The sequence below is a fragment of the Spiroplasma endosymbiont of Dasysyrphus albostriatus genome, from assembly GCF_964019495.1.
In the GTDB taxonomy this organism is placed as follows: Bacteria; Bacillota_I; Bacilli_A; order Mycoplasmatales; family VBWQ01; genus Spiroplasma_E.
The window spans coordinates 236,399-261,888 of the sequence record NZ_OZ026447.1 but is presented as its reverse complement, the minus strand read 5'-3'; the positions used below and the strand labels follow the sequence as shown (position 1 = coordinate 261,888).

Annotated in this window: 42 protein-coding genes and 1 pseudogene; 13 read left to right on the top strand and 30 right to left on the bottom strand. The window is 22.6% G+C overall.

What is annotated here, in order from left to right:
• Positions 1–14: 14 nt before the first annotated feature.
• Together AACL11_RS01760 and AACL11_RS01755 are read left to right on the top strand one after the other, a co-directional pair.
• The gene (locus tag AACL11_RS01760; RefSeq protein WP_338987913.1) at positions 15–1,721 is read left to right on the top strand and encodes a hypothetical protein; all 1,707 of its coding nucleotides are present in this window, start codon (positions 15–17) and stop codon (positions 1,719–1,721) included.
• Positions 1,722–1,871: 150 nt separating this feature from the next.
• A complete protein-coding gene (locus AACL11_RS01755) occupies positions 1,872–2,084 on the top strand; it encodes a hypothetical protein (RefSeq protein WP_338987912.1) in 213 nt (70 codons plus the stop codon).
• A gap of 118 nt (positions 2,085–2,202) precedes the next feature.
• Here the strand turns inward: AACL11_RS01755 and AACL11_RS01750 are convergent.
• The 3 genes and pseudogenes from AACL11_RS01750 to AACL11_RS01740 form a co-directional block, all read right to left on the bottom strand.
• Positions 2,203–2,992 (bottom strand): IS5 family transposase gene (locus tag AACL11_RS01750; RefSeq protein WP_281747819.1). Its coding sequence is split into 2 segments (ribosomal slippage): positions 2,203–2,730 and positions 2,732–2,992, totalling 789 coding nucleotides; the frame shifts between segments, so codons are not numbered across the junction.
• A 158-nt stretch (positions 2,993–3,150) separates the two neighbouring features.
• Positions 3,151–3,612: pseudogene (locus AACL11_RS01745) on the bottom strand (IS3 family transposase); the annotation flags it as partial.
• A gap of 45 nt (positions 3,613–3,657) precedes the next feature.
• A complete protein-coding gene (locus tag AACL11_RS01740) occupies positions 3,658–4,671 on the bottom strand; it encodes an IS3 family transposase (protein ID WP_338986622.1) in 1,014 nt (337 codons plus the stop codon).
• Positions 4,672–4,822: 151 nt separating this feature from the next.
• Here AACL11_RS01740 and AACL11_RS01735 point away from each other — a divergent pair, with 151 nt between their 5' ends.
• Positions 4,823–5,050: a hypothetical protein gene (locus tag AACL11_RS01735; protein ID WP_338987911.1), complete on the top strand. Its 228-nt coding sequence runs from the start codon at positions 4,823–4,825 to the stop codon at positions 5,048–5,050.
• A 16-nt stretch (positions 5,051–5,066) separates the two neighbouring features.
• On the opposite strand, the gene AACL11_RS01730 is transcribed toward AACL11_RS01735, so the two are convergent.
• Positions 5,067–5,210: a hypothetical protein gene (locus tag AACL11_RS01730; RefSeq protein ID WP_338987910.1), complete on the bottom strand. Its 144-nt coding sequence runs from the start codon at positions 5,208–5,210 to the stop codon at positions 5,067–5,069.
• A 200-nt stretch (positions 5,211–5,410) separates the two neighbouring features.
• On the opposite strand from AACL11_RS01730, the gene AACL11_RS01725 reads away from it, so the two are divergent.
• Together AACL11_RS01725 and AACL11_RS01720 are read left to right on the top strand one after the other, a co-directional pair.
• Positions 5,411–6,178, top strand: coding sequence for a ParA family protein (locus AACL11_RS01725; protein WP_338987909.1), 768 nt, complete (start codon positions 5,411–5,413; stop codon positions 6,176–6,178).
• Between the two features lies 1 nt (position 6,179).
• Positions 6,180–6,431, top strand: a complete 252-nt coding sequence (locus tag AACL11_RS01720; protein ID WP_338986981.1) for a DUF6364 family protein — start codon at positions 6,180–6,182, stop codon at positions 6,429–6,431.
• A gap of 37 nt (positions 6,432–6,468) precedes the next feature.
• Here the strand turns inward: AACL11_RS01720 and AACL11_RS01715 are convergent, their stop codons facing one another.
• The 6 genes from AACL11_RS01715 to AACL11_RS01690 form a co-directional block, all read right to left on the bottom strand.
• Positions 6,469–6,975: a hypothetical protein gene (locus tag AACL11_RS01715; protein WP_338986979.1), complete on the bottom strand. Its 507-nt coding sequence runs from the start codon at positions 6,973–6,975 to the stop codon at positions 6,469–6,471.
• 132 nt (positions 6,976–7,107) lie between these two features.
• Positions 7,108–7,350, bottom strand: a complete 243-nt coding sequence (locus AACL11_RS01710; RefSeq protein WP_338986976.1) for a hypothetical protein — start codon at positions 7,348–7,350, stop codon at positions 7,108–7,110.
• 17 nt (positions 7,351–7,367) lie between these two features.
• The gene (locus tag AACL11_RS01705; RefSeq protein WP_338986973.1) at positions 7,368–7,493 is read right to left on the bottom strand and encodes a hypothetical protein; all 126 of its coding nucleotides are present in this window, start codon (positions 7,491–7,493) and stop codon (positions 7,368–7,370) included.
• Positions 7,494–7,504: 11 nt separating this feature from the next.
• Positions 7,505–8,005 (bottom strand): IS630 family transposase, encoded by a 501-nt coding sequence (locus AACL11_RS01700; protein WP_338988468.1) that lies wholly within the window; start codon positions 8,003–8,005, stop codon positions 7,505–7,507.
• A 28-nt stretch (positions 8,006–8,033) separates the two neighbouring features.
• Entirely contained in the window at positions 8,034–8,393 is a 360-nt protein-coding gene (locus AACL11_RS01695; protein WP_338973555.1) for a helix-turn-helix domain-containing protein, read from the bottom strand.
• 117 nt (positions 8,394–8,510) lie between these two features.
• A complete protein-coding gene (locus tag AACL11_RS01690) occupies positions 8,511–9,317 on the bottom strand; it encodes an AAA family ATPase (RefSeq protein WP_338986970.1) in 807 nt (268 codons plus the stop codon).
• 406 nt (positions 9,318–9,723) lie between these two features.
• Here AACL11_RS01690 and AACL11_RS01685 point away from each other — a divergent pair, with 406 nt between their 5' ends.
• The 3 genes from AACL11_RS01685 to AACL11_RS01675 all read left to right on the top strand — a co-directional run bounded on the left by AACL11_RS01685 (position 9,724) and on the right by AACL11_RS01675 (position 11,632).
• Entirely contained in the window at positions 9,724–10,002 is a 279-nt protein-coding gene (locus AACL11_RS01685; RefSeq protein ID WP_338987908.1) for a transposase, read from the top strand.
• On the top strand, positions 9,924–10,805 hold the full coding sequence (locus AACL11_RS01680) for an IS3 family transposase (protein WP_338988533.1): 882 nt from the start codon (positions 9,924–9,926) through the stop codon (positions 10,803–10,805). The genes AACL11_RS01685 and AACL11_RS01680 overlap by 79 nt, the downstream gene beginning before the upstream one ends.
• A gap of 37 nt (positions 10,806–10,842) precedes the next feature.
• Positions 10,843–11,632, top strand: a protein-coding gene (locus tag AACL11_RS01675) for an IS5 family transposase (RefSeq protein WP_281747819.1) whose coding sequence is annotated in 2 segments (ribosomal slippage) — positions 10,843–11,103 and positions 11,105–11,632 — 789 coding nt in all. Because the reading frame shifts where the segments join, the coding sequence is not laid out codon by codon here.
• On the opposite strand, the gene AACL11_RS01670 is transcribed toward AACL11_RS01675, so the two are convergent.
• Together AACL11_RS01670 and AACL11_RS01665 are read right to left on the bottom strand one after the other, a co-directional pair.
• Complete coding sequence (locus AACL11_RS01670) at positions 11,629–12,336, bottom strand: hypothetical protein (protein ID WP_338987907.1); 708 nt, start codon at positions 12,334–12,336, stop codon at positions 11,629–11,631. The genes AACL11_RS01675 and AACL11_RS01670 overlap by 4 nt on opposite strands.
• A gap of 16 nt (positions 12,337–12,352) precedes the next feature.
• On the bottom strand, positions 12,353–12,475 hold the full coding sequence (locus tag AACL11_RS01665; protein ID WP_338973392.1) for a hypothetical protein: 123 nt from the start codon (positions 12,473–12,475) through the stop codon (positions 12,353–12,355).
• A gap of 316 nt (positions 12,476–12,791) precedes the next feature.
• On the opposite strand from AACL11_RS01665, the gene AACL11_RS01660 reads away from it, so the two are divergent.
• Entirely contained in the window at positions 12,792–13,151 is a 360-nt protein-coding gene (locus AACL11_RS01660; protein ID WP_338973555.1) for a helix-turn-helix domain-containing protein, read from the top strand.
• On the top strand, positions 13,108–13,680 hold the full coding sequence (locus AACL11_RS01655) for an IS630 family transposase (RefSeq protein ID WP_338988471.1): 573 nt from the start codon (positions 13,108–13,110) through the stop codon (positions 13,678–13,680). Before AACL11_RS01660 ends, AACL11_RS01655 begins: the two co-directional genes overlap by 44 nt.
• Here AACL11_RS01655 and AACL11_RS01650 read toward each other — a convergent pair.
• The 17 genes from AACL11_RS01650 to AACL11_RS01570 all read right to left on the bottom strand — a co-directional run bounded on the left by AACL11_RS01650 (position 13,677) and on the right by AACL11_RS01570 (position 23,495).
• Positions 13,677–15,824 (bottom strand): hypothetical protein, encoded by a 2,148-nt coding sequence (locus tag AACL11_RS01650; RefSeq protein WP_338987906.1) that lies wholly within the window; start codon positions 15,822–15,824, stop codon positions 13,677–13,679. The genes AACL11_RS01655 and AACL11_RS01650 overlap by 4 nt on opposite strands.
• Before the next feature lie 3 nt (positions 15,825–15,827).
• A complete protein-coding gene (locus AACL11_RS01645) occupies positions 15,828–17,525 on the bottom strand; it encodes a hypothetical protein (RefSeq protein WP_338987617.1) in 1,698 nt (565 codons plus the stop codon).
• Between the two features lie 14 nt (positions 17,526–17,539).
• On the bottom strand, positions 17,540–18,724 hold the full coding sequence (locus tag AACL11_RS01640; RefSeq protein WP_338987616.1) for a hypothetical protein: 1,185 nt from the start codon (positions 18,722–18,724) through the stop codon (positions 17,540–17,542).
• An 18-nt stretch (positions 18,725–18,742) separates the two neighbouring features.
• On the bottom strand, positions 18,743–19,117 hold the full coding sequence (locus tag AACL11_RS01635; protein ID WP_338987615.1) for a hypothetical protein: 375 nt from the start codon (positions 19,115–19,117) through the stop codon (positions 18,743–18,745).
• A 17-nt stretch (positions 19,118–19,134) separates the two neighbouring features.
• The gene (locus AACL11_RS01630) at positions 19,135–19,320 is read right to left on the bottom strand and encodes a hypothetical protein (protein ID WP_338987779.1); all 186 of its coding nucleotides are present in this window, start codon (positions 19,318–19,320) and stop codon (positions 19,135–19,137) included.
• A 1-nt stretch (position 19,321) separates the two neighbouring features.
• On the bottom strand, positions 19,322–19,510 hold the full coding sequence (locus tag AACL11_RS01625; RefSeq protein ID WP_338987613.1) for a hypothetical protein: 189 nt from the start codon (positions 19,508–19,510) through the stop codon (positions 19,322–19,324).
• A gap of 44 nt (positions 19,511–19,554) precedes the next feature.
• Positions 19,555–19,710: a hypothetical protein gene (locus tag AACL11_RS01620; RefSeq protein ID WP_338987612.1), complete on the bottom strand. Its 156-nt coding sequence runs from the start codon at positions 19,708–19,710 to the stop codon at positions 19,555–19,557.
• A 16-nt stretch (positions 19,711–19,726) separates the two neighbouring features.
• Positions 19,727–20,551: a hypothetical protein gene (locus tag AACL11_RS01615; protein ID WP_338987611.1), complete on the bottom strand. Its 825-nt coding sequence runs from the start codon at positions 20,549–20,551 to the stop codon at positions 19,727–19,729.
• A gap of 107 nt (positions 20,552–20,658) precedes the next feature.
• Positions 20,659–20,856 carry a hypothetical protein gene (locus AACL11_RS01610; protein ID WP_338986580.1) on the bottom strand — a complete coding sequence of 66 codons (198 nt, stop codon included), beginning with the start codon at positions 20,854–20,856 and terminating at the stop codon, positions 20,659–20,661.
• 121 nt (positions 20,857–20,977) lie between these two features.
• Entirely contained in the window at positions 20,978–21,175 is a 198-nt protein-coding gene (locus tag AACL11_RS01605; RefSeq protein ID WP_338986578.1) for a hypothetical protein, read from the bottom strand.
• A 2-nt stretch (positions 21,176–21,177) separates the two neighbouring features.
• Complete coding sequence (locus AACL11_RS01600) at positions 21,178–21,423, bottom strand: hypothetical protein (protein ID WP_338987609.1); 246 nt, start codon at positions 21,421–21,423, stop codon at positions 21,178–21,180.
• On the bottom strand, positions 21,423–21,584 hold the full coding sequence (locus tag AACL11_RS01595; protein WP_338986574.1) for a hypothetical protein: 162 nt from the start codon (positions 21,582–21,584) through the stop codon (positions 21,423–21,425). Before AACL11_RS01595 ends, AACL11_RS01600 begins: the two co-directional genes overlap by 1 nt.
• Positions 21,577–21,702 (bottom strand): hypothetical protein, encoded by a 126-nt coding sequence (locus tag AACL11_RS01590; protein WP_338986573.1) that lies wholly within the window; start codon positions 21,700–21,702, stop codon positions 21,577–21,579. Before AACL11_RS01590 ends, AACL11_RS01595 begins: the two co-directional genes overlap by 8 nt.
• 114 nt (positions 21,703–21,816) lie before the next feature.
• Entirely contained in the window at positions 21,817–22,110 is a 294-nt protein-coding gene (locus AACL11_RS01585; protein ID WP_338961240.1) for a hypothetical protein, read from the bottom strand.
• On the bottom strand, positions 22,100–22,537 hold the full coding sequence (locus AACL11_RS01580) for a hypothetical protein (protein WP_338987905.1): 438 nt from the start codon (positions 22,535–22,537) through the stop codon (positions 22,100–22,102). The genes AACL11_RS01585 and AACL11_RS01580 overlap by 11 nt, the downstream gene beginning before the upstream one ends.
• A 2-nt stretch (positions 22,538–22,539) precedes the next feature.
• On the bottom strand, positions 22,540–22,842 hold the full coding sequence (locus tag AACL11_RS01575) for a hypothetical protein (RefSeq protein WP_338987904.1): 303 nt from the start codon (positions 22,840–22,842) through the stop codon (positions 22,540–22,542).
• Positions 22,843–22,976: 134 nt separating this feature from the next.
• The gene (locus AACL11_RS01570) at positions 22,977–23,495 is read right to left on the bottom strand and encodes a hypothetical protein (RefSeq protein ID WP_338987903.1); all 519 of its coding nucleotides are present in this window, start codon (positions 23,493–23,495) and stop codon (positions 22,977–22,979) included.
• A 226-nt stretch (positions 23,496–23,721) separates the two neighbouring features.
• On the opposite strand from AACL11_RS01570, the gene AACL11_RS01565 reads away from it, so the two are divergent.
• Both AACL11_RS01565 and AACL11_RS01560 read left to right on the top strand, forming a co-directional pair.
• Positions 23,722–23,925: a hypothetical protein gene (locus tag AACL11_RS01565; protein WP_338987426.1), complete on the top strand. Its 204-nt coding sequence runs from the start codon at positions 23,722–23,724 to the stop codon at positions 23,923–23,925.
• Positions 23,926–23,933: 8 nt separating this feature from the next.
• Complete coding sequence (locus AACL11_RS01560) at positions 23,934–24,074, top strand: hypothetical protein (RefSeq protein ID WP_338987902.1); 141 nt, start codon at positions 23,934–23,936, stop codon at positions 24,072–24,074.
• A 149-nt stretch (positions 24,075–24,223) separates the two neighbouring features.
• On the opposite strand, the gene AACL11_RS01555 is transcribed toward AACL11_RS01560, so the two are convergent.
• Positions 24,224–25,053, bottom strand: a protein-coding gene (locus AACL11_RS01555; RefSeq protein ID WP_338986605.1) for an IS5 family transposase whose coding sequence is annotated in 2 segments (ribosomal slippage) — positions 24,224–24,657 and positions 24,657–25,053 — 831 coding nt in all. Because the reading frame shifts where the segments join, the coding sequence is not laid out codon by codon here.
• Between the two features lie 40 nt (positions 25,054–25,093).
• Here AACL11_RS01555 and AACL11_RS01550 point away from each other — a divergent pair.
• Entirely contained in the window at positions 25,094–25,489 is a 396-nt protein-coding gene (locus tag AACL11_RS01550; RefSeq protein WP_338987901.1) for a hypothetical protein, read from the top strand.
• The last annotated feature ends 1 nt before the right edge of the window (position 25,490 follow it).

Here is a 25,490-nt window from a genome sequence, read left to right as displayed (position 1 = left end):
ATTAAGGAGTAAATATGGCTTTTATCACTAGTTATGCACAATTAAATAAAAAATATAATCTTAATTTTAGTGATAATAATTATGGTTTTAGTTGAGATATTTTTAAAGAATTTGTTGGTGATGAATGAGCAGAATTTTTTACAACCAACTGTTTTTATCGTTTTGTACCAACTGCACGTGGTACAAGAAAAACTTGAAATTGTTTAGCATTTGATTTATTTATATGCTGTAATTTTAGTGATAGTAGTGTTCAAGAAGTAAGACGCTATGAAAATACTCATAGCGAGACTACAATTGGTGCATTAATGAATGTTTGTCAAGTTTTACTAGATAAATATGATATTAATTTATTACCTAATAATCCACATGGTATTAAATGAAAAATTACTAAAGATGGTGGTTGTATTATCTTCCCTAATAATCAACAAATTGACTTTATTGGTTATGCTAATGGTAATAAAATTTTTGGAAAAGAAGCAGGTGGTTCAAGTTTTTTAGGTTCAAGAACAGATGAAATAATAATGGCTGAAGAAAAAGAAACTTTAACAGAAAAGCAATTAACATATCGATATGAAAGATTACAAAACTCTATGTTTAGAAGCAACAGAATTAAAGTGTCAAATGAACCTATTAAAGAGTGAAGTTGAACATTTATTGATAAAAATATATATAGTAGTACATTTGGGCAAAAGATTACTCGCTATTTTTATAAAAGTTTCTTTATTACTTTTACATGTAATCCTTATGATAAATACCATCCATTTTATTTAAAATACTGTACGCCATTTTTACCATTAAATGATAAAGTGATAGAAAATCTTAAAAAAGTTGGCAAAATTTATTATGAAAATCAAGATATGTTTAGTGGTTTAGGTTTATTTGTTTTAAGATTTACTATTCAACCATTTTGAAATAAATTACCAGATATTCAAAAAAGGACATTATTAGAAATGAAAAAAAGTAATCCTGATGAATTTAATACTGTTTTTTATGGTTTTGAATTTTTAGATAGTGATGCAACAATTTTTCCATTTCAAAAAACAGTAAAATATTGACAATCATATGATTTAAAACAATTTTATAATCAAGAAAAAGAAATGTATAAATTTGATTTTTATAGTGTTGGTATTGATTGAGCTACGGGGCCAAAAGACCATACTGTATTTATGATAGTTGGTTTTAAAGAATATAATAATACTGGTTATTATGATGCTTATATTATTTGTGAATTAGTAGTTACACCAAATGATTTTATTAATGAAAATGAAAAAATTAATGCTTATGTTAATGAAATTTTAGGACTAATGGATAATTTTGAAAATTTTGAACAAGCAATTTATTTTTATGATGATAAAGCAAGAACAGCAATGGATTGATTAAATCAAAAATTAATAGATGAACATAATACTATTTTAATAACACAAACTGCTATTAAACATGCTTCAAATTTAAATCAAGAAGCAGGATTAACTAATAGAGTAGTTTGAATGAGAAATATTATGAGTTATGGAAACTTTTATGCTAATAAAGATGATTTACCAAAAACTACTCAATGTTTAGAAGAATTACGTTATGATGAAACAAAAACTAACATTCCAGACAAAAATATGTATCAAGACCCTTATGATGCGTTGTTTTATGCCTTGTATCCATATAAAAATGTAATTAGGGGTAAAAATAATGCTAGTGTGAAAAAAAGTATCTTCACATTTGCTATATAATAAACAATTTCAATATAATTAATAGTATAGGTATCACAAAATAAACGCCTTGTATTTAGGCGTTATTTTTCTTTTTAAAGCATACTTGTAAAAATAATCAAAAATAGTAAAATTTAGAGGTAAAATCAAGGAAAAAAGAAGTACTTTAAGATGAAAACATGAATAAAAACAAATTTAAGTAAAATAACATTAGCATTAGCACTAACTGGTGCAGTAAGTGGAGTAACTGGTTTAATAATTGGTTCAATAGCACATAATAAAACTAATGATTTGCAATATTATTTAGATTATGATGGTAATGTCCACTGGGGGGGGCTTGTACGACGATATGAGAAAGAAAAACAGATGATATTCATAAGATAACTTTATATTTATCTATTAATCCTTCTTATCCTAATGTTGATATAAAATGAGATGGAATTTATCCAGATGGATATTTCAATAAAAAAATCTAAATTTCTAAATTTATGTAAGAACCTGTTTAGAATCTTTTTAATAAAATTGAAATAAAGGAAAGAACAACCATTTGTAAACTAGTATTTAGTTTTCTTTCACAATTTTTTCATAATCTTCTGCATTTTTCTAATCATGCAAAGCTTCGTTCTACAACTCATCTTTTTGGTAGTACTACAAAAGAATGTAATTCATTACGTTTTACAACTTCAACATTTGCATTTATGATTGTTTTGATTGCAGAAGCAAATTTTTCACCAGTATAGCCAGCATCTACTATTATTTTTTGAACTGTAGAAAGATTTTCTTTTTCACTTTTAATCATTATGATAGCACTATTACGATCTGTTTTTTCTGCTGTAGTTATGTAAATTGCATGTGGTAAACCTTGCGTATCAACTGCAATATGACGTTTTATTCCTGAAATCTTTTTACCAGCATCATAACCTTTATTTTCAGTAGTATCTGTATTTTTAACACTTTGCGAATCAATTATACAAAAACTAGTTTTTTCTTTTCGATGATTCTTAATACGAATCTTTTTAACTAATTTTTTTTAAAATTAATTGCAATACACTAGGTTCTTTATCATTGTTTTTACTTCAAATTTGGAAATAATAATATACAGTTTGTCATTTTGGAAAATTTTTTGGTAACATTCTTCATTGACAACCACTTTTTAATACATATAAAACTGCACAAAACACTTCATATAAATCTAAATTTCTTGGTTTTGTTTTCTTTTTGCTGTTTTCTAAAGTTGATTTTATGTTCTCAAATTGTTCTTTAGTAACATGACTTGGATAATTTTTATGCATATATACCTCTTATTTTAAAATATATAGTAATTTTACATTATTTTCTAAAAGATTCTAAACAGGTTCTTAGAATGTTTATTTTTATAATAACAAGTACGACATAGAGTATTTTCAGTTTCTTTCTTTTCAGTCTGTTGGAATGGCAACACTTTTTAGGACTATTTTTTGGTAGACATTTGTTGTTGATATTTAACTGGAGTTAAGTAGTTTAAAGTGCTGTGAATTCTTATATTGTTATATCAATTGATGTAATCAAATAATTCTAATTTTAATTGGATTAATGATGTAAAATTTTTATCATTAATAAATTCGGTTTTAAAAGTTTTAAAAGTTGCTTCAGCAACAGCATTATCATAAGGACAACCTTTTTTACTTAAAGAACGGTTAATGTTGAATGCTAGTAAAAGTTTATCAAGAATTTTATTGTTAAATTCATTACCGCGATCACTATGAAATATTTGAATATCTTTTAAACAGCGATTTGATTGCATAAATGCTTGATGTACTAATGATGCATCTTTTTTAACTCCAACACTATGTCCGATAATTTCGCGGTTAAATAGGTCTATTAATAGGCAAATATAGTTTCACCTACCATTAACTTGTACATAAGTTAAATCACGGTGGTTAGCCCTAATTACTGGACCATATTTTGATAGATATTTCTAAATTTTTATTTGTAATATTGGTGGTTTTAAAAATTTAGAATGTATTCTTTCATAATTATAAAACATAACATATTGATTTACATCATTAATAGCTTCATTGATTGTTAAATATTGATTTGAGTCTTTAGGCAATCATTCTTGAGATAAATGTGAAAATCAATTTTCAGATATGACATTACCGCCAATATCATATGGTTGTTTTTTGCTTAAAATTATTTGTTTGTTTTTTGCTCATTTTGTAATTTCTTGACAATAAAATTCGTTGGCGTTATCTGAATGTAAAATAACGTTTTTTATTTGATTTCAAGAAAATTGGTTGTTTATTTTTTCAAGTGCAGGAAGAATTAAATCTTGATATGATTTATTTGAAAATGTATTATAACTAACAACATTATTTGAATAAAAATCAATAATTACAAAAAGATATAGTCAACCTTCTTTGGTGTTTATTTGTTTAGTATCCATTGATCAAATTTGATTTGAAGCGGTTGTACTTTTGTAATCTTTGTTTACTTTATCCATTGTAGGTATTCACTTATTTGGATTTTTTTTGTTTTTAGGATAGTTATTTTTAGTTTGTTTTAATCCTTGAATATTGTGTTTTTTCATAATTTTTCGCATTTGTTTTGTTGATAATTCTATATTTAAAATGATATTTTTCTCTTGTTTTAATCACTCTTTAAAAGCTGAAAAAATTCTTAAATATCCATAAATTCTACCTTTTCTTGTAGAATGAAATTCGATTAAAAGTTGGCATAATTCTTGATATTTATGATTGCAATTAATAATATGATTTTTTTCTTTTTTAATAAGTTTTTGTTTATTTTTTAAAAAGTAATATGTTGATCTGTTTAATTGAAGATATTGACATAAGTTTCTAATTGAATATTGATTTTTGCAATCATCGATAATTTTAATTTTTTCTTTGATATTTAATTTGTTAATTATTAATGCTATTTGTTTAATTTTATCCATTAATAAAAATCCTTTCAGGTCAAAATTAGTGTTCATTATATAACACAATTGTTTTTAGAATACATTCAGATTTTTTAAATTAATGGTCTAGTAAAAAGGGCTAAGTGGCCCCATCCATGACATACTTTCTTATCAAACTGAACGAGAACTGAAAACAGAAAGTCCAAGAGAAAAAGGATACCCTGACTTGCTAGTTCATTATGAAAACAAAGACATGATTATTGAACTTGAAAGAACTAGAAAAAGCATCAAGCGATTTGAAGATAAACTTGATGGTTTAAGACAATATTTAAAACAAAACATTCACATCATGTGGCTTGTTCCAAATGAAAATATGAAAAAATTTGTTAATGAACAAATCAAAGCATACAATTGAAAATTAGAACAACATCACATTGAAATATTTAACATATAGTTATGTAGTAAGTCTATTATTGAATTTTCTTTAAAATTTTAAACAATTCCTTTACTGCACCCTCATTTTTGCATTTTAAACAAAAATAATTTTCACAAATAAAAGTCATATTTTCAACTTTTTCCATTTGTTTACAATTTTTACATGTACGCATAGCCATAAAATCCTCCTTAACTCCTTACCAAATGATAATTAAATTATAACATTTTGCTTATATCTTTGTTTTAAATAAATATTTTAAGAAATCAAATAAATAAATACGTACAATATATACGTAAAATAAATATAAAAATATTTATTTATTTTAATTAAATAATATTATAATTAATTAAGATAAATAAATTAAATAAGGAGTTAATTATGAAGATTATTACTGTTGGAGCATTAAAGGGTGGGGTTGGAAAAACGAATTTTACTTTTAATCTTGGTGCTTTTTTAAGCATAGAAAAAGAAAAACGAGTTTTACTGATTGATTTAGACCCACAAGGTAACTTAACTCAATGTTGTCAATTAAATCCAGAAAAACCATTTTCAATGTTTTTATTTCAAAAAAATACATTACTAAAAAATATTATTTTTGAAACTCATATAAATAATTTATCAATTATTCCAGTTAATATAGAAGCTATAAAATTAGAAATACAATTAAATAATGAAATTTCCAGAGAAAAAATATTATTATCTTATTTTAGAGAAAATTATGAATATTTAAAAAATAATTATGATTATATTTTAATTGATACCAATCCTAGTTTAAACATAACTAACACTAATGCTTATGCTATTGCTAATAGTATAGTATTGTTATGTGATAATTCTATACATTCACTAAGAGCAATAGATATGGTATTTGATGTATGAACTAATCTATGTCAAAAAATGGAAATTAAAAATAATATAAAAGCGATTGTTTTATCTAATTTTGATCATTATAAAATTTCAAAAGATTTTAAAAAACATTTAGAATATAGTAATTTTAAAAATTTTGTTTTAAAACAAGAGATAAGAAAAAAGCAAAAATTTAAAAACAGTGAAATAACTGGAAAACCAGCAATAAAATTAATATCAAAATTAGAAAATCCATATTTTAATATTGTAAATGAACTAGAAGAAAAAGGAGTTTTATAACATGGAAAATAATAATATTTTTAATAATAGTAAATTAAAAACTGTTGGTAAAGAAATTGCTAACGAAATCACCAATAGTGATGTAAAAAACATAGGTGGTTTTAAAATTAATACTAATCAGTTAAAAGTAAGAAAAGTACAATTATCATTATCTATAAATCATGAAAAAGTTGAAAAACTAAAAATAATTGCTAGAAAAAATGGTATATCAGTAAGTAATTTAATTGAACAAATTATTGACCAATTAAAATAAATAATTATTTACTTATGTACAATAAATAAGTAAATAATTATCCATGATTACGATTTTTCAACTTTAAAGTTTGCATACAAATTTTCTTTTTCAATTCCTGAATTTCCTTGTCTTGTTCTTGAACTTTGTTTTCTAATTCTTTAATTTTAGTTTCTAAATCTTTATTTTCTTTTTCTTTTAAATTTAATTCTTTATCAAAGATTTCTTTATATTCCATTTCAATAATTTTTTGAAAGAAAACACTATTAGGATTTATATATACTATTTTCCCCTTTTCAAATCATAAACTTTGAATTAAATTAAAAGAGACAGTTACATAATATATAGGTCTTACATATGCAATTTTATTATTTGCAATTATTTTGTAATAATCATCTTTATTAGGTTGAGTTGATAATAATTGCACTTTTACATGGCTTGGATAAGACTTAATAACTATTGCTGGATGATACTTTTGCTTACCCGTTTCTTTATCAATATCATTAATAATTTTTACACGAATTCCTGTACCTTTTTTAAGTTTTCATCAATATTTTTGTTCCATATTTTTTCAACTTTCAAATTTGACATATTTATAAAATGATTATATAATTAATTTGTTAGTACGGGTAATGCTGTGCAAGGGAGTATATCTCCCAAATCTCCTAGTTAGAAATAGCTAGGTGTTTTTTTATATTTAATTCAACTTTACTTGTTTTTTAGCAAATTCTCCTTTTTTAATTCTTTTAATTAAATCTTTATAAACATGAATTTCAGCTTCATTACAAATTAATATGTTGATTGTATTTGTAATGAAATTTTCATCTGGTCTTTTTTTATTTTGTTGTTTTTCAATTGCTAATTCCAAAGCAATTGCAATTTCTTCATTATCTTTTATTTGACTTTTTAATTTTTTAATCATTAACTCTTTATCAATCATTATCTTATAACACCTGTTTACTTTCTTTTAACATTTTCTAAAATATCATCTGATAATAAAGATTTTACAAATTTTTCTGTTAAAAAAATATCTTTTTTATTTTTATAATTATCTGGAATTAGCAATTGGTGTAACTCATTCATTTCATGTATAGCTAACTAAAGTAATGTTTACTCATATCTTGAAAAACAAAATCAATCGCGTTTTTAATATTTGGTCAATAATTTGGTAATATTTTTCTTATATTATGTTTTATAGCAAATCAAAAATGTTCAATTGGATTTAAATTAGGAGAATATGGTGGAAGAAATAATAGTTTGCATCCAGCATTTTCAATTAATTGTTTTGTTGCTTTAGATTTATGAAACGTCGCATTATCTAAAACTATAATTTGTCCACACTTTAATACTGGAATTAGTATATTTTTAACATATGATTCAAAAATTTTACTATTGCAATGTCCTTCAAATGCTCATAGAGCTTTTAATTTACCTTTATTTAGTGCACCAATTATACTCATTCTCTTTATTTTATATGCAGGTTTATTATCAAATAATCTTTTACCTTTTTCAGACCAACCATATTTATAAAATTCATTATCATCAATTCCAGATTCATCAATATATACCAAATCTTCATTCATTATTTTCGCTATTTCTTTTAAAAAATCTTCTTGTTTATTTTTATCTCTTTGTTCATATAGAAAAGTTTTTTTTATATGTATAATTTAGTTTTTTGAAATAGTTATAAACTGTTTCTTTTGTCATATCACCAAATTTTTCAATTACTTTTTGAACTGTAACATCTTTATTTTCTGCTAAATAATTTTTTAATTCATCTAAATCCTTTATTTTGTGGCTATGTCCTTTTTGATAATTCAAAATTGGTTTTATATTTCCGGTTTTTTGCTTTCTTTTTCTTCATAAAAATAAAGTCTTTCTAGTGATATTGAACACTTTACAAATTTCTTTAATTTTCATGTTTTTACTTTCATAAACTTCTATTACTTTTCTTCGTAAGTCCTCACTGTATGGTTTTGGCATAATTTAATCTTCCTAATCTATTTTAATTATTGCTGAATTATACTTGTAAGTGCAAGAATTGTTTAAATTACATATTATTATTTTACATTATTTATGAGTAAACATTACTTTCGTTAGCTATATATGTTTTGAAAAGAAATTATTTATGCGAATATCAAAAATATGCTTACGTTCATTAGAATTTATGGGAACTATACTGTACTCAAATTTATTTTGTATTATTTCATTTAAAGCTTCTTCAATTGCTTTAGATCTATCCATTTTAAGTTCATAATAAATTCTAACTTGATTTTCGCCAGTTGAAAAGATTTCCTTTTGTATTTTTTCCATATGGAATAAAGTAATCAAAGGAAAAATTCCTGCATTTCTAATATTGTTAATATTTTCAGCCTTTGTTAACTCAGTATAACCTTTTTCAGTCATATCTGCAATATATATATTCTCTTTTAAATTAGGAATTAAAAAAGGAGAATGAGATGTTAACAAAATAAATAAACCATTTTTACTTGTAAAGTTAGTTTTTAAATATTTAGCTAATTCATACTGCAATATTATATGCAAACTTTTGTCTGGCTCATCAACTAATAAAATAACTCTTCCAAATTTATTTTTTTCTCAGTTCTTTACAACTTCTAACATTATAACTAGTCATAAAAATGCTTTAAATCCAGAACTTTGATATTTGGTTACTGATGTAGCATAATGTCTTTTTTCATCTGCTCTTATAACAATTTGAAATTGTTGATCATCAATTATTATTTCTGGAATAACATTAATAGTAAAATTTTTAAAAATTTTTTTAAAAGATTCTTTAGCTCTTCTTGTAATATTGTCTTTAATACTTCTAATCAAAGTTCTATTAGAAGCAGATATTGATAAATCTATTATTTGTTCAATTTCAATAATAGTATTTTGACCAAGCATGTTTAAAATCTTTTTAAATGTAGGATCTAAAGTTTCAGAATTTTTAACAGTTTGTATTGGATATTCAAATAATATATTGTTGTCTTTTTCTAGATTACTAGAAAATAAAATATTTGGTCTTTGCTTAAAAATATCCTCTATTTGAACTCATGTATCAATTGCTGTACAAAGTAAATTTTTTAGTTCTTTAGTAAGTCCTTTTTTAGTTGAATTATTTATTTCTAATTTTGTTTCTTCAATACTTAAATTAAATTTTCAATATTTATAATTTTTTTCTAATTCTTCACTAAAGATACTGGTTGGTCAATATTCTTTAAATTGAGAAACTATTGGATGGGTTACAATTTATTGGACACTAATTACGTAGACAAGTAAACAAATTTGTTAAAAGAAAGGAACTATAATTATGGCCAATATTAACTCATATACCGATGAATTTAAAAAACAAATAGTAGCTTTATATCAAAGTGGCAAATCAGTATCTTGCCTTGCTAAAGAATATAATGTTACAAGAGCAGCTACTTACAATTGAATTAAGCAATTTAGTAATTCAGGAAGTTTTAAAACTAAAGATAATCGTTCTTTTGAAGAAAATGAATTAATTAAATTAAGAAAAGAATTAAAGCAATTACGAATGGAAAATGATATTTTAAAGCAAGCAGCACTAATAATAGGCAGAAAATAGAAATTATTGTCAAAAATAAAGCTAAATATAAAATTCGCACAATGTGTCGTTTTTTAAAAATATCTAAATCAACATATTATTTTAATTTAAAGAAAAAAGAAAATAAAATCAAAAATAATATTTATGATGAAGCTGTTATTAGTGCTTTTAAAGAAAATAAAGAAGTTTATGGTACTAGAAGATTAAAAAAAATTCTAGAAAACCAAGAAATTTATTTATCGCGCAGAAAAATTAAAAAAATTATGAATGAACATAATTTAATATCAAAATATACTAAATTATCATTCAAAAATCATAATAACAAAGTTAACGATAGTCAAATAACTAATCTTGTTAATAGAAAATTTAAGAATAGGATTAAAAATGAAGTTATTGTTAGTGATTTAACTTATGTACAAGTTAATGGTAGGTGAAACTATATTTGCCTATTAATAGACCTATTTAACCGCGAAATTATCGGACATAGTGTTGGAGTTAAAAAAGATGCATCATTAGTACATCAAGCATTTATGCAATCAAATCGCTGTTTAAAAGATATTCAAATATTTCATAGTGATCGCGGTAATGAATTTAACAATAAAATTCTTGATAAACTTTTACTAGCATTCAACATTAACCGTTCTTTAAGTAAAAAAGGTTGTCCTTATGATAATGCTGTTGCTGAAGCAACTTTTAAAACTTTTAAAACCGAATTTATTAATGATAAAAATTTTACATCATTAATCCAATTAAAATTAGAATTATTTGATTACATCAATTGATATAACAATATAAGAACCTGTTTAGAATCTTTTAGAAAATAATGTAAAATTACTATATATTTTAAAATAAGAGGTATATATGCATAAAAATTATCCAAGTCATGTTACTAAAGAACAATTTGAGAACATAAAATCAACTTTAGAAAACAGCAAAAAGAAAACAAAACCAAGAAATTTAGATTTATATGAAGTGTTTTGTGCAGTTTTATATGTATTAAAAAGTGGTTGTCAATGAAGAATGTTACCAAAAAATTTTCCAAAATGACAAACTGTATATTATTATTTCCAAATTTGAAGTAAAAACAATGATAAAGAACCTAGTGTATTGCAATTAATTTTAAAAAAAATTAGTTAAAAAGATTCGTATTAAGAATCATCGAAAAGAAAAAACTAGTTTTTGTATAATTGATTCGCAAAGTGTTAAAAATACAGATACTACTGAAAATAAAGGTTATGATGCTGGTAAAAAGATTTCAGGAATAAAACGTCATATTGCAGTTGATACGCAAGGTTTACCACATGCAATTTACATAACTACAGCAGAAAAAACAGATCGTAATAGTGCTATCATAATGATTAAAAGTGAAAAAGAAAATCTTTCTACAGTTCAAAAAATAATAGTAGATGCTGGCTATACTGGTGAAAAATTTGCTTCTGCAATCAAAACAATCATAAATGCAAATGTTGAAGTTGTAAAACGTAATGAATTACATTCTTTTGTAGTACTACCAAAAAGATGAGTTGTAGAACGAAGCTTTGCATGATTAGAAAAATGCAGAAGATTATGAAAAAATTGTGAAAGAAAACTAAATACTAGTTTACAAATGGTTGTTCTTTCCTTTATTTCAATTTTATTAAAAAGATTCTAAACAGGTTCTAAAACAATTTGTTCATAAATAACATCTAATGCTTTAATTTTATCCATTACTTTATCACAATCTGCTAACTCATTTGCTTTATTTCGCATAATTGCTATTGGTATATAGTTAATATTTAGTGTTTGTTCTTGTGCTAAATTAGGGTTATTACTATATGTTCTAAAATCTAATGGAAATTGTTTTTTATTATCACTAATACTATAAATTGCACGATTAATAGTTACTTGTTCATTATTTAATGTATAAACTTCAAATAATCTTACAATTTGTGCATTTTGTTGATAACTATCATAAAAAATAGTACATTGAATTAATTTACCAGTAATATCATAAACTCTTTGTTGGATATCTACTACTTGAAAATATAAATCATCATTAGCAATAAAAATTAAATAACCACTAATTCCTAATTTACTTAATTTAAAAATAGAATTTCAATTTTTTCTATAAAACTCTTGTTTAATTAAATATTGTTTAATAGTTTCATTATTAATATCTAATGGAGCATTATATAAATTAGCATTATTTTCTGCTACAAAATCAGTAAAATAAGTTTCATGATTAAAATCATTAAAACCAAAATAATTTAAAATGGAAGCATGTGTACTTTTATTTTTATTATTTAAAAATTTTACTTTTTCATTTTGATTATCACTAATATTACTTTTTTCTTTTCTCTTAAATGGATTTAACATAATATTCACCACCTTTCTAAAATATTTGATTAATTTTTAATACAATTTTTACTATAATAAATATAATTAAACCTGCTGTTGCAGAAGATAATAAAACTCCAATTAAACCTAAAATAATTTTTATAATTTTAAAAAACATAATATTATTCCTGTAATTCTTCTAATTTTCATACATTACCTTTTAAATTACCTTTTACAGTATAAATAGTAATCAATTTTGCATGTTGAACTGATAAAATTACTATATTAGCACTATCATTAAAGGTTTGTATTTGTACACCAGCAATTTTTTTATCAGTTATAATAAATTCTTGAATAGTATAAACTGGATTATATAGCTAACGAAAGTAATGTTTACTCATAAATAATGTAAAATAATAATATGTAATTTAAACAATTCTTGCACTTACAAGTATAATTCAGCAATAATTAAAATAGATTAGGAAGATTAAATTATGCCAAAACCATACAGTGAGGACTTACGAAGAAAAGTAATAGAAGTTTATGAAAGTAAAAACATGAAAATTAAAGAAATTTGTAAAGTGTTCAATATCACTAGAAAGACTTTATTTTTATGAAGAAAAAGAAAGCAAAAAACCGGAAATATAAAACCAATTTTGAATTATCAAAAAGGACATAGCCACAAAATAAAGGATTTAGATGAATTAAAAAATTATTTAGCAGAAAATAAAGATGTTACAGTTCAAAAAGTAATTGAAAAATTTGGTGATATGACAAAAGAAACAGTTTATAACTATTTCAAAAAACTAAATTATACATATAAAAAAAACTTTTCTATATGAACAAAGAGATAAAAATAAACAAGAAGATTTTTTAAAAGAAATAGCGAAAATAATGAATGAAGATTTGGTATATATTGATGAATCTGGAATTGATGATAATGAATTTTATAAATATGGTTGGTCTGAAAAAGGTAAAAGATTATTTGATAATAAACCTGCATATAAAATAAAGAGAATGAGTATAATTGGTGCACTAAATAAAGGTAAATTAAAAGCTCTATGAGCATTTGAAGGACATTGCAATAGTAAAATTTTTGAATCATATGTTAAAAATATACTAATTCCAGTATTAAAGTGTGGACAAATTATAGTTTTAGATAATGCGACGTTTCATAAATCTAAAGCAACAAAACAATTAATTGAAAATGCTGGATGCAAACTATTATTTCTTCCACCATATTCTCCTAATTTAAATCCAATTGAACATTTTTGATTTGCTATAAAACATAATATAAGAAAAATATTACCAAATTATTGACCAAATATTAAAAACGCGATTGATTTTGTTTTTCAAGATATGAGTAAACATTACTTTAGTTAGCTATATATACTTCAAGAATAATAAACTCTATAATGTTTATTCTCTTGAAAATCATAAGTAATTTGTCAATTATCTCATTTATTTTTTTCTCTTGTTCCTACTTCTTTTCAATTTGAACCACTTGGAATTGGTGTTGGATTATTTTTTAATTCAATATCTCAAATATTTTCTTCTATTTCATTAGTTTCTAAACTTTTTGAACTAATTTTAATTGGTTTATCTATATTAATTACACTTGGTGAAGTAATATCTAATGTATTACTAGTAATTTGATAAGTATTTTCTTTTAATTCTTCAAAACTAAATATAGCACCACCATCAATTTCACATTTAATAAATAAACTTCATTTATTAGTAGATTTAGTATAATCAGCCTTAAGAATTAAAGAAGCATCTTTATTATCAATTTTACCAATTAAAAGAGTTCATGTACCAGTTCCAACTGCTTTTGCTGATTTAAACAATAACATTAATGGATAACCATTTTGCTCAGGTGCATTTCTGTGTCATGTTATAAATACACGATATGTTTTATTAAGGTCAATATTAAAATTATCTCATGTTCTATTATCAACTTTCTTTCCTATTACAACTCAATTTTCTTTATCTTGTTTTTTATCAATATTATTTTTATTTTGATTAATAGCATCAACAATAGTTTTATGTTCAGTTTCTAAAGTAGGAATTTCTTGACCAATAGCATTCATAGAAAAAGCAATTGGAAATAATGCTTTTGTATCTTCTAATTTTTTATTTACTTCTTCTTTTTTATAATAATCAGATAAATCAGCTTTACCACCAGTAGTACTAATAGTATTAGTTTTTTCATCAATCTTAATATTTTCACCAGCAATTAATTTATTTTGTTTTTTATCTAATAAATTATTAGTTTCTAGTTTTGTATAATAATCACGTTCAGTATTTTCTTCTGCTATAAATTCAGTTGGTGTACCTATTCCTTGATATTGATATATATTATGAATTATTGGTTTATACTTTTTTGTGTTATTAGTAGCAATAAACTTTATTAAATCAACATCATATAATAATGTTACTTTATCAATATTAACATCAATATTTTCAATTATTATTTGCTTTTGTTCTATTTGACTATTAGTAATTCTTATATTAGATTTAGTTAATTTATTATTACTTATAATAAGTTGTTTACTATCGATAAAATAATATGTTCAATCAATAATACATCATGTATCTGTTTTAATATTTTCATTTTTAACTTTCTTTCATAAAGGACTAGTTTCAATATTAAATCAATTATTTTTAACATCATTAATATTTTCATTTGCTTTAATTAATTCAGTATTTAATTTGGTAATTTCATTTTCATTTGTAGTAATTCGTTTTTGTTGTTTAGCAGAAAAATCACAAGTTGGTGCATGTGTATAATCACCAATTTGTGGATTATTTTGTAATGCTTCTGGTGGTAATGTTCCAATTTCATCTGGTCAATCTAAAATCATTGTTTCAGTTTCTTTATCATAATCTGTTGCAACATAACCTTTATTAACAAATTTACTAACAGGACCTCTATATATTTCATTTTCATTATCATCAACTAAATCATCATATAATTTAATTTGTTTTGATAATGTAAATTCTTTTTGTTGTTCAATTAATTCATCAACTTGATTTCTAGTATAAAATGCTTTTAAGTCAATTTTTTCAATATCTATTTCATCATCATTATAACTTGAAAATATTTGTTTTAATTCTGTTAATCTTGCTCATATTTTCATTCTACTAGGTGCTAAATCTCAAACATTAATCGTAGGAGTACTATTTGCACTAAATTGACTACCATTATTAAATTGAATAGTAGCATCAACATTAAATTCAATTGGTGTACGATTAAATACTCAATGTTCAACCATTACATAAACCATATCTCTTAATGTTTCTTTAATTAATTCATCTTTAAAACTATCAAAAGGAAATTTAGATAAAATAAAATCAAGATAAGCATTAATATCATTTTGAGCACGAATAGCAAAAGTTTTAAATCAATCATTAACATTAGGTCATGTCTGTATATATTGCTGTGGGGTTTCTGTAATTTTTCCAGTTAATGGATATCAGTTATTATAATTTTCAAGACTGACATCAGTTCAAAGTTTATTAATCATAATTTATCATTCCTTAAAAAATGCTTTTTTATAATGCTTAGTTTTTGTTTTAGTTTTTCTATGTGATATATGGATAATTTCTTTTTGTAACTTTTTCTTACCTTTTTTTACAACTTGACTATATGCAAATTTTTCTAAATGATGTAATAGTCCAGTGCCAAATAAAGTATTAACTGAAAATTTTAAACCAACACTTTTAAATGATTTATTAATATTTTCAATAGGATTATTAATAACATTTACTACTTTATGATAAGTTCTTACTATTCTAAATATTTCTCTATATACTTTAAAACTATCTCTAATTACTTGTTGAACCACTGGTGGAGCAAATGCTATTGCTTTTAATCATTTATTATGATTAACACCATAACCAATGTATCAACCACTATATCAACGATATCAATGGAATGGATGTATTTGAGTAACAAAAGTTTCTGCTTTAAGAATACTATCAACAACTGTAATTGGTTTATATTTAGTATTGCGATGATAAATAGTAATTGCACATTTATCTAATGATAAAGGTTGAATTTTACAACCCATAAATACTGGTGAATTTAATGGAATTAATTGTGCATGTTTAATTGCTCTTTTTTCTGCACTAGTAAATAAATCAGTTGTTTTTTCTTTTAATTTATTAATTTTTTCAAATGCTTGTTTTTCCAACTTTTCAAATTTTTCTTGTAATTTATATATACTTTCTCGTAATTTTTCAAAATATGGTGTATTTTTTCAAAATTTATTTAAACCTTTTTTTAAATAAAATCTAATATCCAAATATTTAAACAATTTATTTGCATTTAAAACAATCTTATGAATTGAACTTTTTTTAAAATCAAATTTAATAGCATTAGCACGAATTTTTTGTAAATCCAAAATTAAAGTTTTTCCATATCTATTTTCTGTGTGTATTGTATGAACTAAATTTAATCAATCATGTTGGTTCATAGATAATACTTTTTTTAAATCAGTATTATATTTTTTTAAAAAATTATTTGCTTTTTCAATATCTTTAATTTTAAATTTAGGAGTTAATTGTGGACTTAATTTTATTAATGTATTTTGTAATAATAAGTAATTTTTTAACTCCTGTGCTTCTAATTTTTGAAAATTATTTTTATATTGTCTTTCAGCAACATAACCTAAATCTCGTAATACTGTTTCACGATTAGGAGTAAAACTATAATTCATTAAATAACGTTTATTACCAATAATTTTATCTGTTAAAATTTCTTTTCCACTTACTTGACTAATAATTTCTTGTAAGTTTTTTGCTTCTTTAATACCAACTTGTTCTAATGTTTTAGTTTCTTGTGCTAGTTTAATAAATTTAGTTGTGCGATAACCACGACTAATTTTATTAAGTCCTGCAAATGCCGGTAATAAATTAAAGAAAGTATTTAATGATGTTACATTTCCTTTTAAATAATCATAAACTTGATTAATAGTAAAATCAGTTAAAAACTCTACACCAACAGCACTAATACTAGCAATTAAATCACTTGCACCTAATCCAAGTGCAAAACTTTCACTTAATCCACCAGTAAAAGGAGCAAGTGCTACTGCTATAACTTGTACACCAATCATTTCTAAAATTTCTCATCAAAAACTTTTATTTTCTTGTTGTTTACTTGTTCTAGTATGTTTTGGTTTATTTATGTTTAAAAGTATTGCTGTACTAGTTGTACCAATTGGCATGATATTAATTTCCTTTATTTAAGAGTTATTTTAATTGGATTTGTTGAACCTTTATAATTTAAATCATTAACATTTGCAGCAATAGTTATATATAAGTCACCTGCTTTTTGTTTTTGATTACTTACATTAGTTTTTCCTTGTGCATCACTAAAATATTTAATAGTTGGATTTGTTAAATTTGGATTTAATGATTTAAGTTCATTAGTACTTTTTATTTCTGTATTTAATTCATTGTTATTGTTATTAACATTTGCAGTAATATTTGTTGTTAAAACTGTAATTTTAGTTTTTAAATCATTTTTTTCTGTTTTAATAACTCCACATAACATTCATCTTGATGTTGTTTCATTATTAGAAATATATGGGATTGCTTCTCCAACAACTTCACCAGCAACTTTATATGCTCTTCCTGCTTTATCATCTTTAATAAAATCTACATAAATAACTGTATTTTCTATCATGTATCTTTTCATTGCTCTTGGTGTTGCTAAAATAAAGGTCATTAATTGTTGTTCATTTTTATCATTAGTAAAAATCATATAGTCATCAAGAACGATTTCACATAATACGCCTTTTACATATAAATTATTTCCATTTAAACGTAATTGTTGTGCCAACTGATTATCGGTAATTAAACCTTTATTATCTGCTAAATAAACTAAACTATCATAAAGACCATTAGTAATAAAAAATTTACTATTTGCAATATTTCTAAATTGAAACAAAGTATTTCAAGCAGATAACATTGATTTTAAATAGCCTACTGGTGTTGTATCTTCAATATCGATTTTAGTAGCAAATTTTGCAATTGCTTGTGTATCATCAATTGCCAATTTATCTGCTAAATCATTTGCAACTTCATATTGCATACTATCTAATAAATTTTGTCCATTATTTGCTTTTAAATCTACATCTGCAATAATTTCTCCTGCAAGATATTTTTTAGTTATTTTTTTACTAATTTTATCTGTATCAACATATGGTAATTCATATCTTTTACTTTTATCATCCCAAGCAATAATTTTTACTTCCGGTTTTTTTGGTTTTTTAACAATAAACTCAATATTTACTGAGTCAACAATTTCAGTAGGAAAAAAGTTTGCCCATGGACTATTTGAAATTTTAAAAAACTCTATAAATTCTGGTGCTTCTACTAATCTCTCTGTATTGTCTAAATTTTGATTAAATGGTACTGACATTTTATTTCTTCCTTTCGTTTATAAATAATTTTTCTTTTTATAATTAATTAAAAAATTTTCTTTATCATTTGTTTTATTATTAATAATTATTTGTTTATTACCACCTGTATTAATTGTTTGTTTAAATACTGGTTGTTCTTTAATCATTTTTTTAATAGTTTCTTCAATTTTTGAATTTTCTAGATTACTTGTTTTAAATTTTAAAAAATCATAAAATTCAGTTTTAACTTGATATTTTTTAAATATATTAATCATTTCTTTTTCTTTAATTTCTTGATTAAGTTTATTTAACTTATTTTCTGCTTCATTAACTTTATTTTCTATTTCTTGTTGAGCATTATTTTCAGTTAAAGGTTCAGTTGTTTGTTGAACATTATCTTCATTTTCTAACATTTAATATTCTCCTAATCTTATCCCAATAATCAATCTTTAACTAATTGTGGCATTTCACTTATTAGTTTTTTATAATCTTTAACTGCATTTTCTAATATATCAATATCAGAAAATTTAAAACAATTTCCTATATCTAAATCAAAATCTCTATCAATTTTGATATTATTTTTTATATATTTTTCATTAAATTCAATTTTTGTCATATTATTTTTCTCCTTTATTAATCTTTTCATTTAATTTTTCTAATTTTTTTTGATGTTTGATAATTTTATTATTTGCTCTAACATGTTTTGGAGTTGTGATAAATCTTTTTAATAAAACAATAATTTCTCTGCAAATTAATGTTCCAACACTTGTTCCAATAATTATTAATTCATGTAAAAATTCTTTCATTTCAATATTTTCCTTTCAACTATTTATTTTTTTATTTCTAATTATTAATCAAATTGACCACCATTAATTCTTTCAATCATTGATTGTAAATTACTTATAATTTCTACTAATACAGATATTTCTTTATTGAATTCTTCTATTTTTTCTTTATATATTTTTATTTCCTGATTATAATATTCAAGTAATTTTTCTTTATTCATCAATTATTCACCTCCTTTATAAACTCATGTGATTATAATCTCAATTTAATGAAGTATTATCATGATTTAATGGTACTTCACTCATATTATCACTACCATATTGACTAGTTGTTTCACTATTAATTGTGAATCTATTATCATTTATTAATCTTGCAGTTTCATTATTAAATGGTGTTTCTTGCATTTCTTCAATATGATTTGTAGTTTCCATAGGTAGTAAATTATGAATAATTTCACTTGCACCAGCAATTATGGTAGGTATTGCATAAGCATTATTAAAATCATTATTTATACCCATTGCTACACCACTACTAATCAAACATCCACCAGTAGCCATATTACAAACCTTTCTTATTTTTTCAAATTTATTAGGTATTAACTCAGTTAATCCACTAATAAGATTTGATATACCATAAGCATTTAATGAAATATAAGTATCTCAATCCATTAATGACTGATGTTCTTGTTTATTTAATAATAATCATGGAGGACCTTCTGTTGTAGTTGTAGTAGTTACTGGAATTGGTGTTGTTGGAATAATAGGATTAATATTATTTTCTGTTCATTTACTATAATTTGCTAATCCAATTGTTCCTAAACCTAATAAGATTTTTTTACTACTATTAATTAATTTAGTTTTTGTATTTGGTCTTTGATTTAAATTTCAAATATCTAAACCTAATTTTTTACCAAATAATAAACTATTAATTGAACCTAATAATGGATTATCTATTACTTGACCATAATAAGCACTTGTACCAATCATTGCACAAATTGGACTTATACCAGTTCTTATTAACTTAGTTAAAGTATAATTTGATTGTGTATTTTCGTTTGGCATTTTAATCTCCTTTATTTGCTTTTAACATTTCTCTTACAATATCTAATAAAGTATTTACTTGATAATCATATAATTCAAATTCATGAATTCTAATTTTAATTTTTTCTTTATAATCCATTTTTTTCTCCTTGTATTTCTAATTGTAATAATTTTTCTAAAACATAATCATTTTTATCAAATTCTCTAATAATTCATTTTTTTGTTTCTTTTCTATTGTTAGTACAAAGAATTAATCTTTCTATCATATTAATTAATTCTTTTTTATCTGCTCTATCAAAAATTACTTTTAAAATTTCATCTAACATATTTTATTCTCCTTTATTTGTTTTTATCAGTTCTCTTATAACATCTAATAAGGAATCTACTACATAAGAATTTAATTCAAATTCATAATTTCTAATTTTATTTTTTTCCTTTTTCATTTGTTTATTCTCCTTTAATTTGTTTTAAATCATTTAATAGTTCTATAAATTTATTCATGTATTCTGAATAACAATCAATCATTAAATAATTATCATTTCAATTAAACATTACACATGTGTCACTTGTACAAAATTCAACATTATCAATAAAAAATAATTTTTCATCTACATTTCATTTAATTAAAAATTCGCGTTTAGTCATGGTTATTCTCTTTCTATTTCTAATTTTTTAATTGTTACTTTAATTCAACCTTGATAAACATCATTATCACCAACTATTAATGCAACATTACTTTCGGGGTCAGAAACAATTATGTGTTTTGATTTAACATTTGGATATTGTCTTAAAATAATTGCTCTAATATCATTACTTGTATGAATTGCTTTTGGAAATGGTGATAATATTTCAATTTCATCTTTATTTTCAAACAAAGTAGGTAATATTATCATTATTCAAATTCTCCTTGTTCAATTTTAATTAATAGATTTTTTAAACATATTTTTTCTCATATATAAAATTCTATTTGTTTAAAATATTTAACATTAGATATTTCATTTGTAAGTCATGTTATTCGTTCTTCTAAATCTTCAATTAATTTTTCTTTATTCATTATCAAATTCACCATTTTTTTTCATATAATGATTTAGACAATACAATGATTCTAGACTTCCATTTTCGTATTTTTCTAATATATATTGTTCATTATTACAATCTAATTTACACTTCATTAATCAAATTCTCCTTATTTTTAGTTAAATTATTAACCATTATTTCTAAGCATTTCATACATCAATTTTTACTTAACCATATTCTTTTCTTACATTGTTTACATTTATTCATTTTTATTCCTTTCATTTTTTAAATCATTTAACATTTATTGAACAAAATGCACGATTTTTAGGAATGTTTAAAGTGTTAAATATTTGACCAGTTACAATAATTTCATCATTTTTGTTTAATAAAATACAGCGTCTATAAAGTTTTGGGTTATTAAAAATTAAAGTAACGTAGTTTAATCCATTTCATTGACCACGAACACTATAATATAATTCTTTATTACCTTTTTCGTAATATTTTGCTTCAATAGTGTTACTCAGTTTTACTGTTAATTTGACATAATTTGCTTTATCTTTCATTTTTATAATTCCTTAAATAATATTGAATATGCTTATAAGCATCTTGTTCATGTTTTGTTAATTTTATATTTCCTTTATAATTTTCTATTTTAGTTTTATTTTTTGGTTCACTTTCTAAATAATCTCAGTTCATAACATCTTGTACTAATACCATTAATGCACCAATAATTTTGGGTGTTGCTAATGGATTAGTTAATAATTGTTTTGAGCTTAAAAAGAAATTTTCTACAATAACTAATATTTTTTGATTAATAAATTGTTTTTTAATTAATTTAAAATATTCTTTATATATATATTTACTTTCTAAAACTGTTTTAGTTTTGAATGTTTCATTAAAAACAATATTATTAGTTTCATTTGAATATATAACAATTCCATTATTACCAATTCCAGCGGGGTCAATTCCAATAATTAAGTCATATTGCATTATTAATCAAATTCATTGGATTTTATTTTATTAATTAAAACTTGAATAATATCAATTGAACCTTTTAATTTATTTAAATAAAATGTATCTTCTTCTTTTTTAAATTCATCTATATAATGACCCAAAAATATATTTAATGAACAAATTAAATTTTCCTTATATTGATTAATTACTTCTTTTTTAAAAATTTCTCTTAATTTTTCTATATTATTTAAATGTTCTTTTGTTATTTCTTGATTACGTTTTTTATTATATTTATTAATAATTTCTTCGTCTTTATAAGAAAATGGTTTTTGTTTATTCATATTTATACCTCCTACTTAACCTAACATTTAAAATACAGTCATAACAAATTGCTTTACTATTTTTATCTCTTAAAAAATATTTTCTTGTTTTTATATCATTAGTATTAAAGAATAAATAATCTAATTTATTTTGTTTACATGTTCAACAAAAATACTTTTTCATTATGAATTGAAATTTCTTTATAAGAAGTAACTATATAATTAATTGGTAAATCATTATGATTATATGGATTATTTATTTTAAAACCTTTTCTGTTTTCTTCTCACGTAATGTTATATTTAAAACAAGGATTAGTAATTTTAGTTTTGTTATCAGTTATTTCACCCATAAATCAACTATTATGCTGTTCATAAAATGTTAGTGGTTCAAGTTTTATATCATTAAGATAATATTCTTTTGGAGCCGTTGGTTTATTAACAGTTATTTTTTGGTCTTTAATATATGGTTCTAATAATTTTATTAATTCATTACCATTTAGTTCTCTTTTAATATTTTCTAAATTAAAAACTCAATATGTGTAACTGTTATCAATAATAAAAGAATTATTTTTAATCATTCATTTTGGAAGTGATAATTTATATTCAACATAATCAATAAGAATAGATTGTGGTTTATCTTTAACAATTTGTTCTTTTTTAAATTCTATTTGCATAATAATCCTTTCCTAATATATTCTGTTGCTTGTAGCATAAAGAATATATTAGAAAGAACTATTATGAAAAAGTATTTTTGTTGAACATGTAAACAACATAAATTAGATTATTTATTCTTTAATACTAATGATATAAAAACAAGACAAAACTTTTTAAGAGACAAAAATAATAAAGCAATTTGTTATGACTGTATTTTAAATATTAGGTTAAGTAGGAGGTATAAGTATGGATAAAGAATATTTAACTAAAAGAGGAACGATTTGCATAACGGATAGTGATGATATTGAATATAGAGTAGGATTAATTAAACTTATTGATAGTTTACAAAAATATAATTTAGTTTGTGGTCATAAAGAATTTATTGAAGAATGTAAATATTGTTGATGTAATTGTGATTTAGAAATTATTAAAACAGTTATTAGAGGTTAACTTAATTAATGCAATATGACTTAATTATTGGAATTGACCCTGCTGGAATTGGTAATAATGGAATGGTTATATATTCAAGTGAAACTAATAATATTGTTTTTAATGAAACATTCAATAGACTTCTTGCAAAACTGTGATTATTATCATAGTTTTTAAATTTAAAATTTTATTTTAATAACACTTTTAATATTTATTAAAAATTATTATTCAAAATATGTCTTATTTTTTCTTCATTAAAATAGAACAAAAATTATTATTTAAAATAACAAAATTTAAAATATTAAATTTTTGAAGATTTTTAATTTAAAAGTTGTAAATTATAAATTGAAGCTATTAAATTAAATCTTAAAGCAAATCTTTTTCTTCTATTTCGATATTTTTCACTAATAATTTTAAATTTTTTCAGTATAGCAAAAATATTTTCTATAACAACTCTCATTTTTGAAATTTGTTTATTATTTTTCTTTTCTTCTCTAGTTAAAGGAATTTTCTTTGATTTTCTTTTTGGAATTAAAACATTAGGATGTATATTTTGTATTCCTTGATATCCCAAATCCACTAAAATAGTTGTTTGTGATAAAAATTTAACTTTTGAATCTTTTAAAATTTTAAAATCATGGTTTTTACCACAAGAAAAATAAGAACTTATAATTTTTTTACTATCTTGTTCAATTATAATTTGTGTTTTTATTGTGTGTTTTTTCTTTTTTCCTGAATAATATTTCTTTTGTCTTTTTTTGGGCGTTGGATAGCGCTTTCAGTAACATCAATAATAGCTGTTTTATCTTTAAAATTATTATTTAACAATGATTTTGCTCCATTAAGTTGCTGAAAATCAGGATGTTTTATTAAAGTATTTTCTATTCACTTGATATTTCTATAACAATTACTTTCACTAATTCCATAACTTTTAGCAATATGAAAATATGTTCGGTATTCACGTCAATATTCTAACGTCATTAATAATCTATTTTCTAAAGTTAATTTATTAGGTGTACCACCATTTTTAAACTTTTTTAATTCTTCTTTTTTTAAAATTTCTATCATTTTTTTAAAAACAATCTCATTTATACCAGTTAATCTTAATAGTTCTGCATTTTTAATAGCTTTTAATTTATCAAACATCATAAATTACCTATCTTTTTTTAATTTTAATTATATTTTAAAAATGAAAATTTTAATAGATAAGTCTCGCAAGAAGTCTAATACATTAACTGTTTTATGAACTAAAAATATTTATAAAGAAAAATTTCAATTAATTAAAGAAAAATTTATTGATAAAAAAATATTAGTTATTGTAGAAAATTTCTTTTTAAGTTCAAAACAATTATTAACTAATCCATTAGCAACCCCTAAAATTATTGGTGCATTAATGGTATTAGTACAAGATGTTATAAATTGAGATTATCTAGAAAGTGAACCAAAAAATAAAACTAAAATAGAAAATTATAAAGGAAATATAAAATTAACAAAACATGAACAAGATGCTTATAAACATATTCAATATTATTTAAAAAATCATAAAAAAATATTAATTTTTGATAATTATTTAAGGAAATTATAAA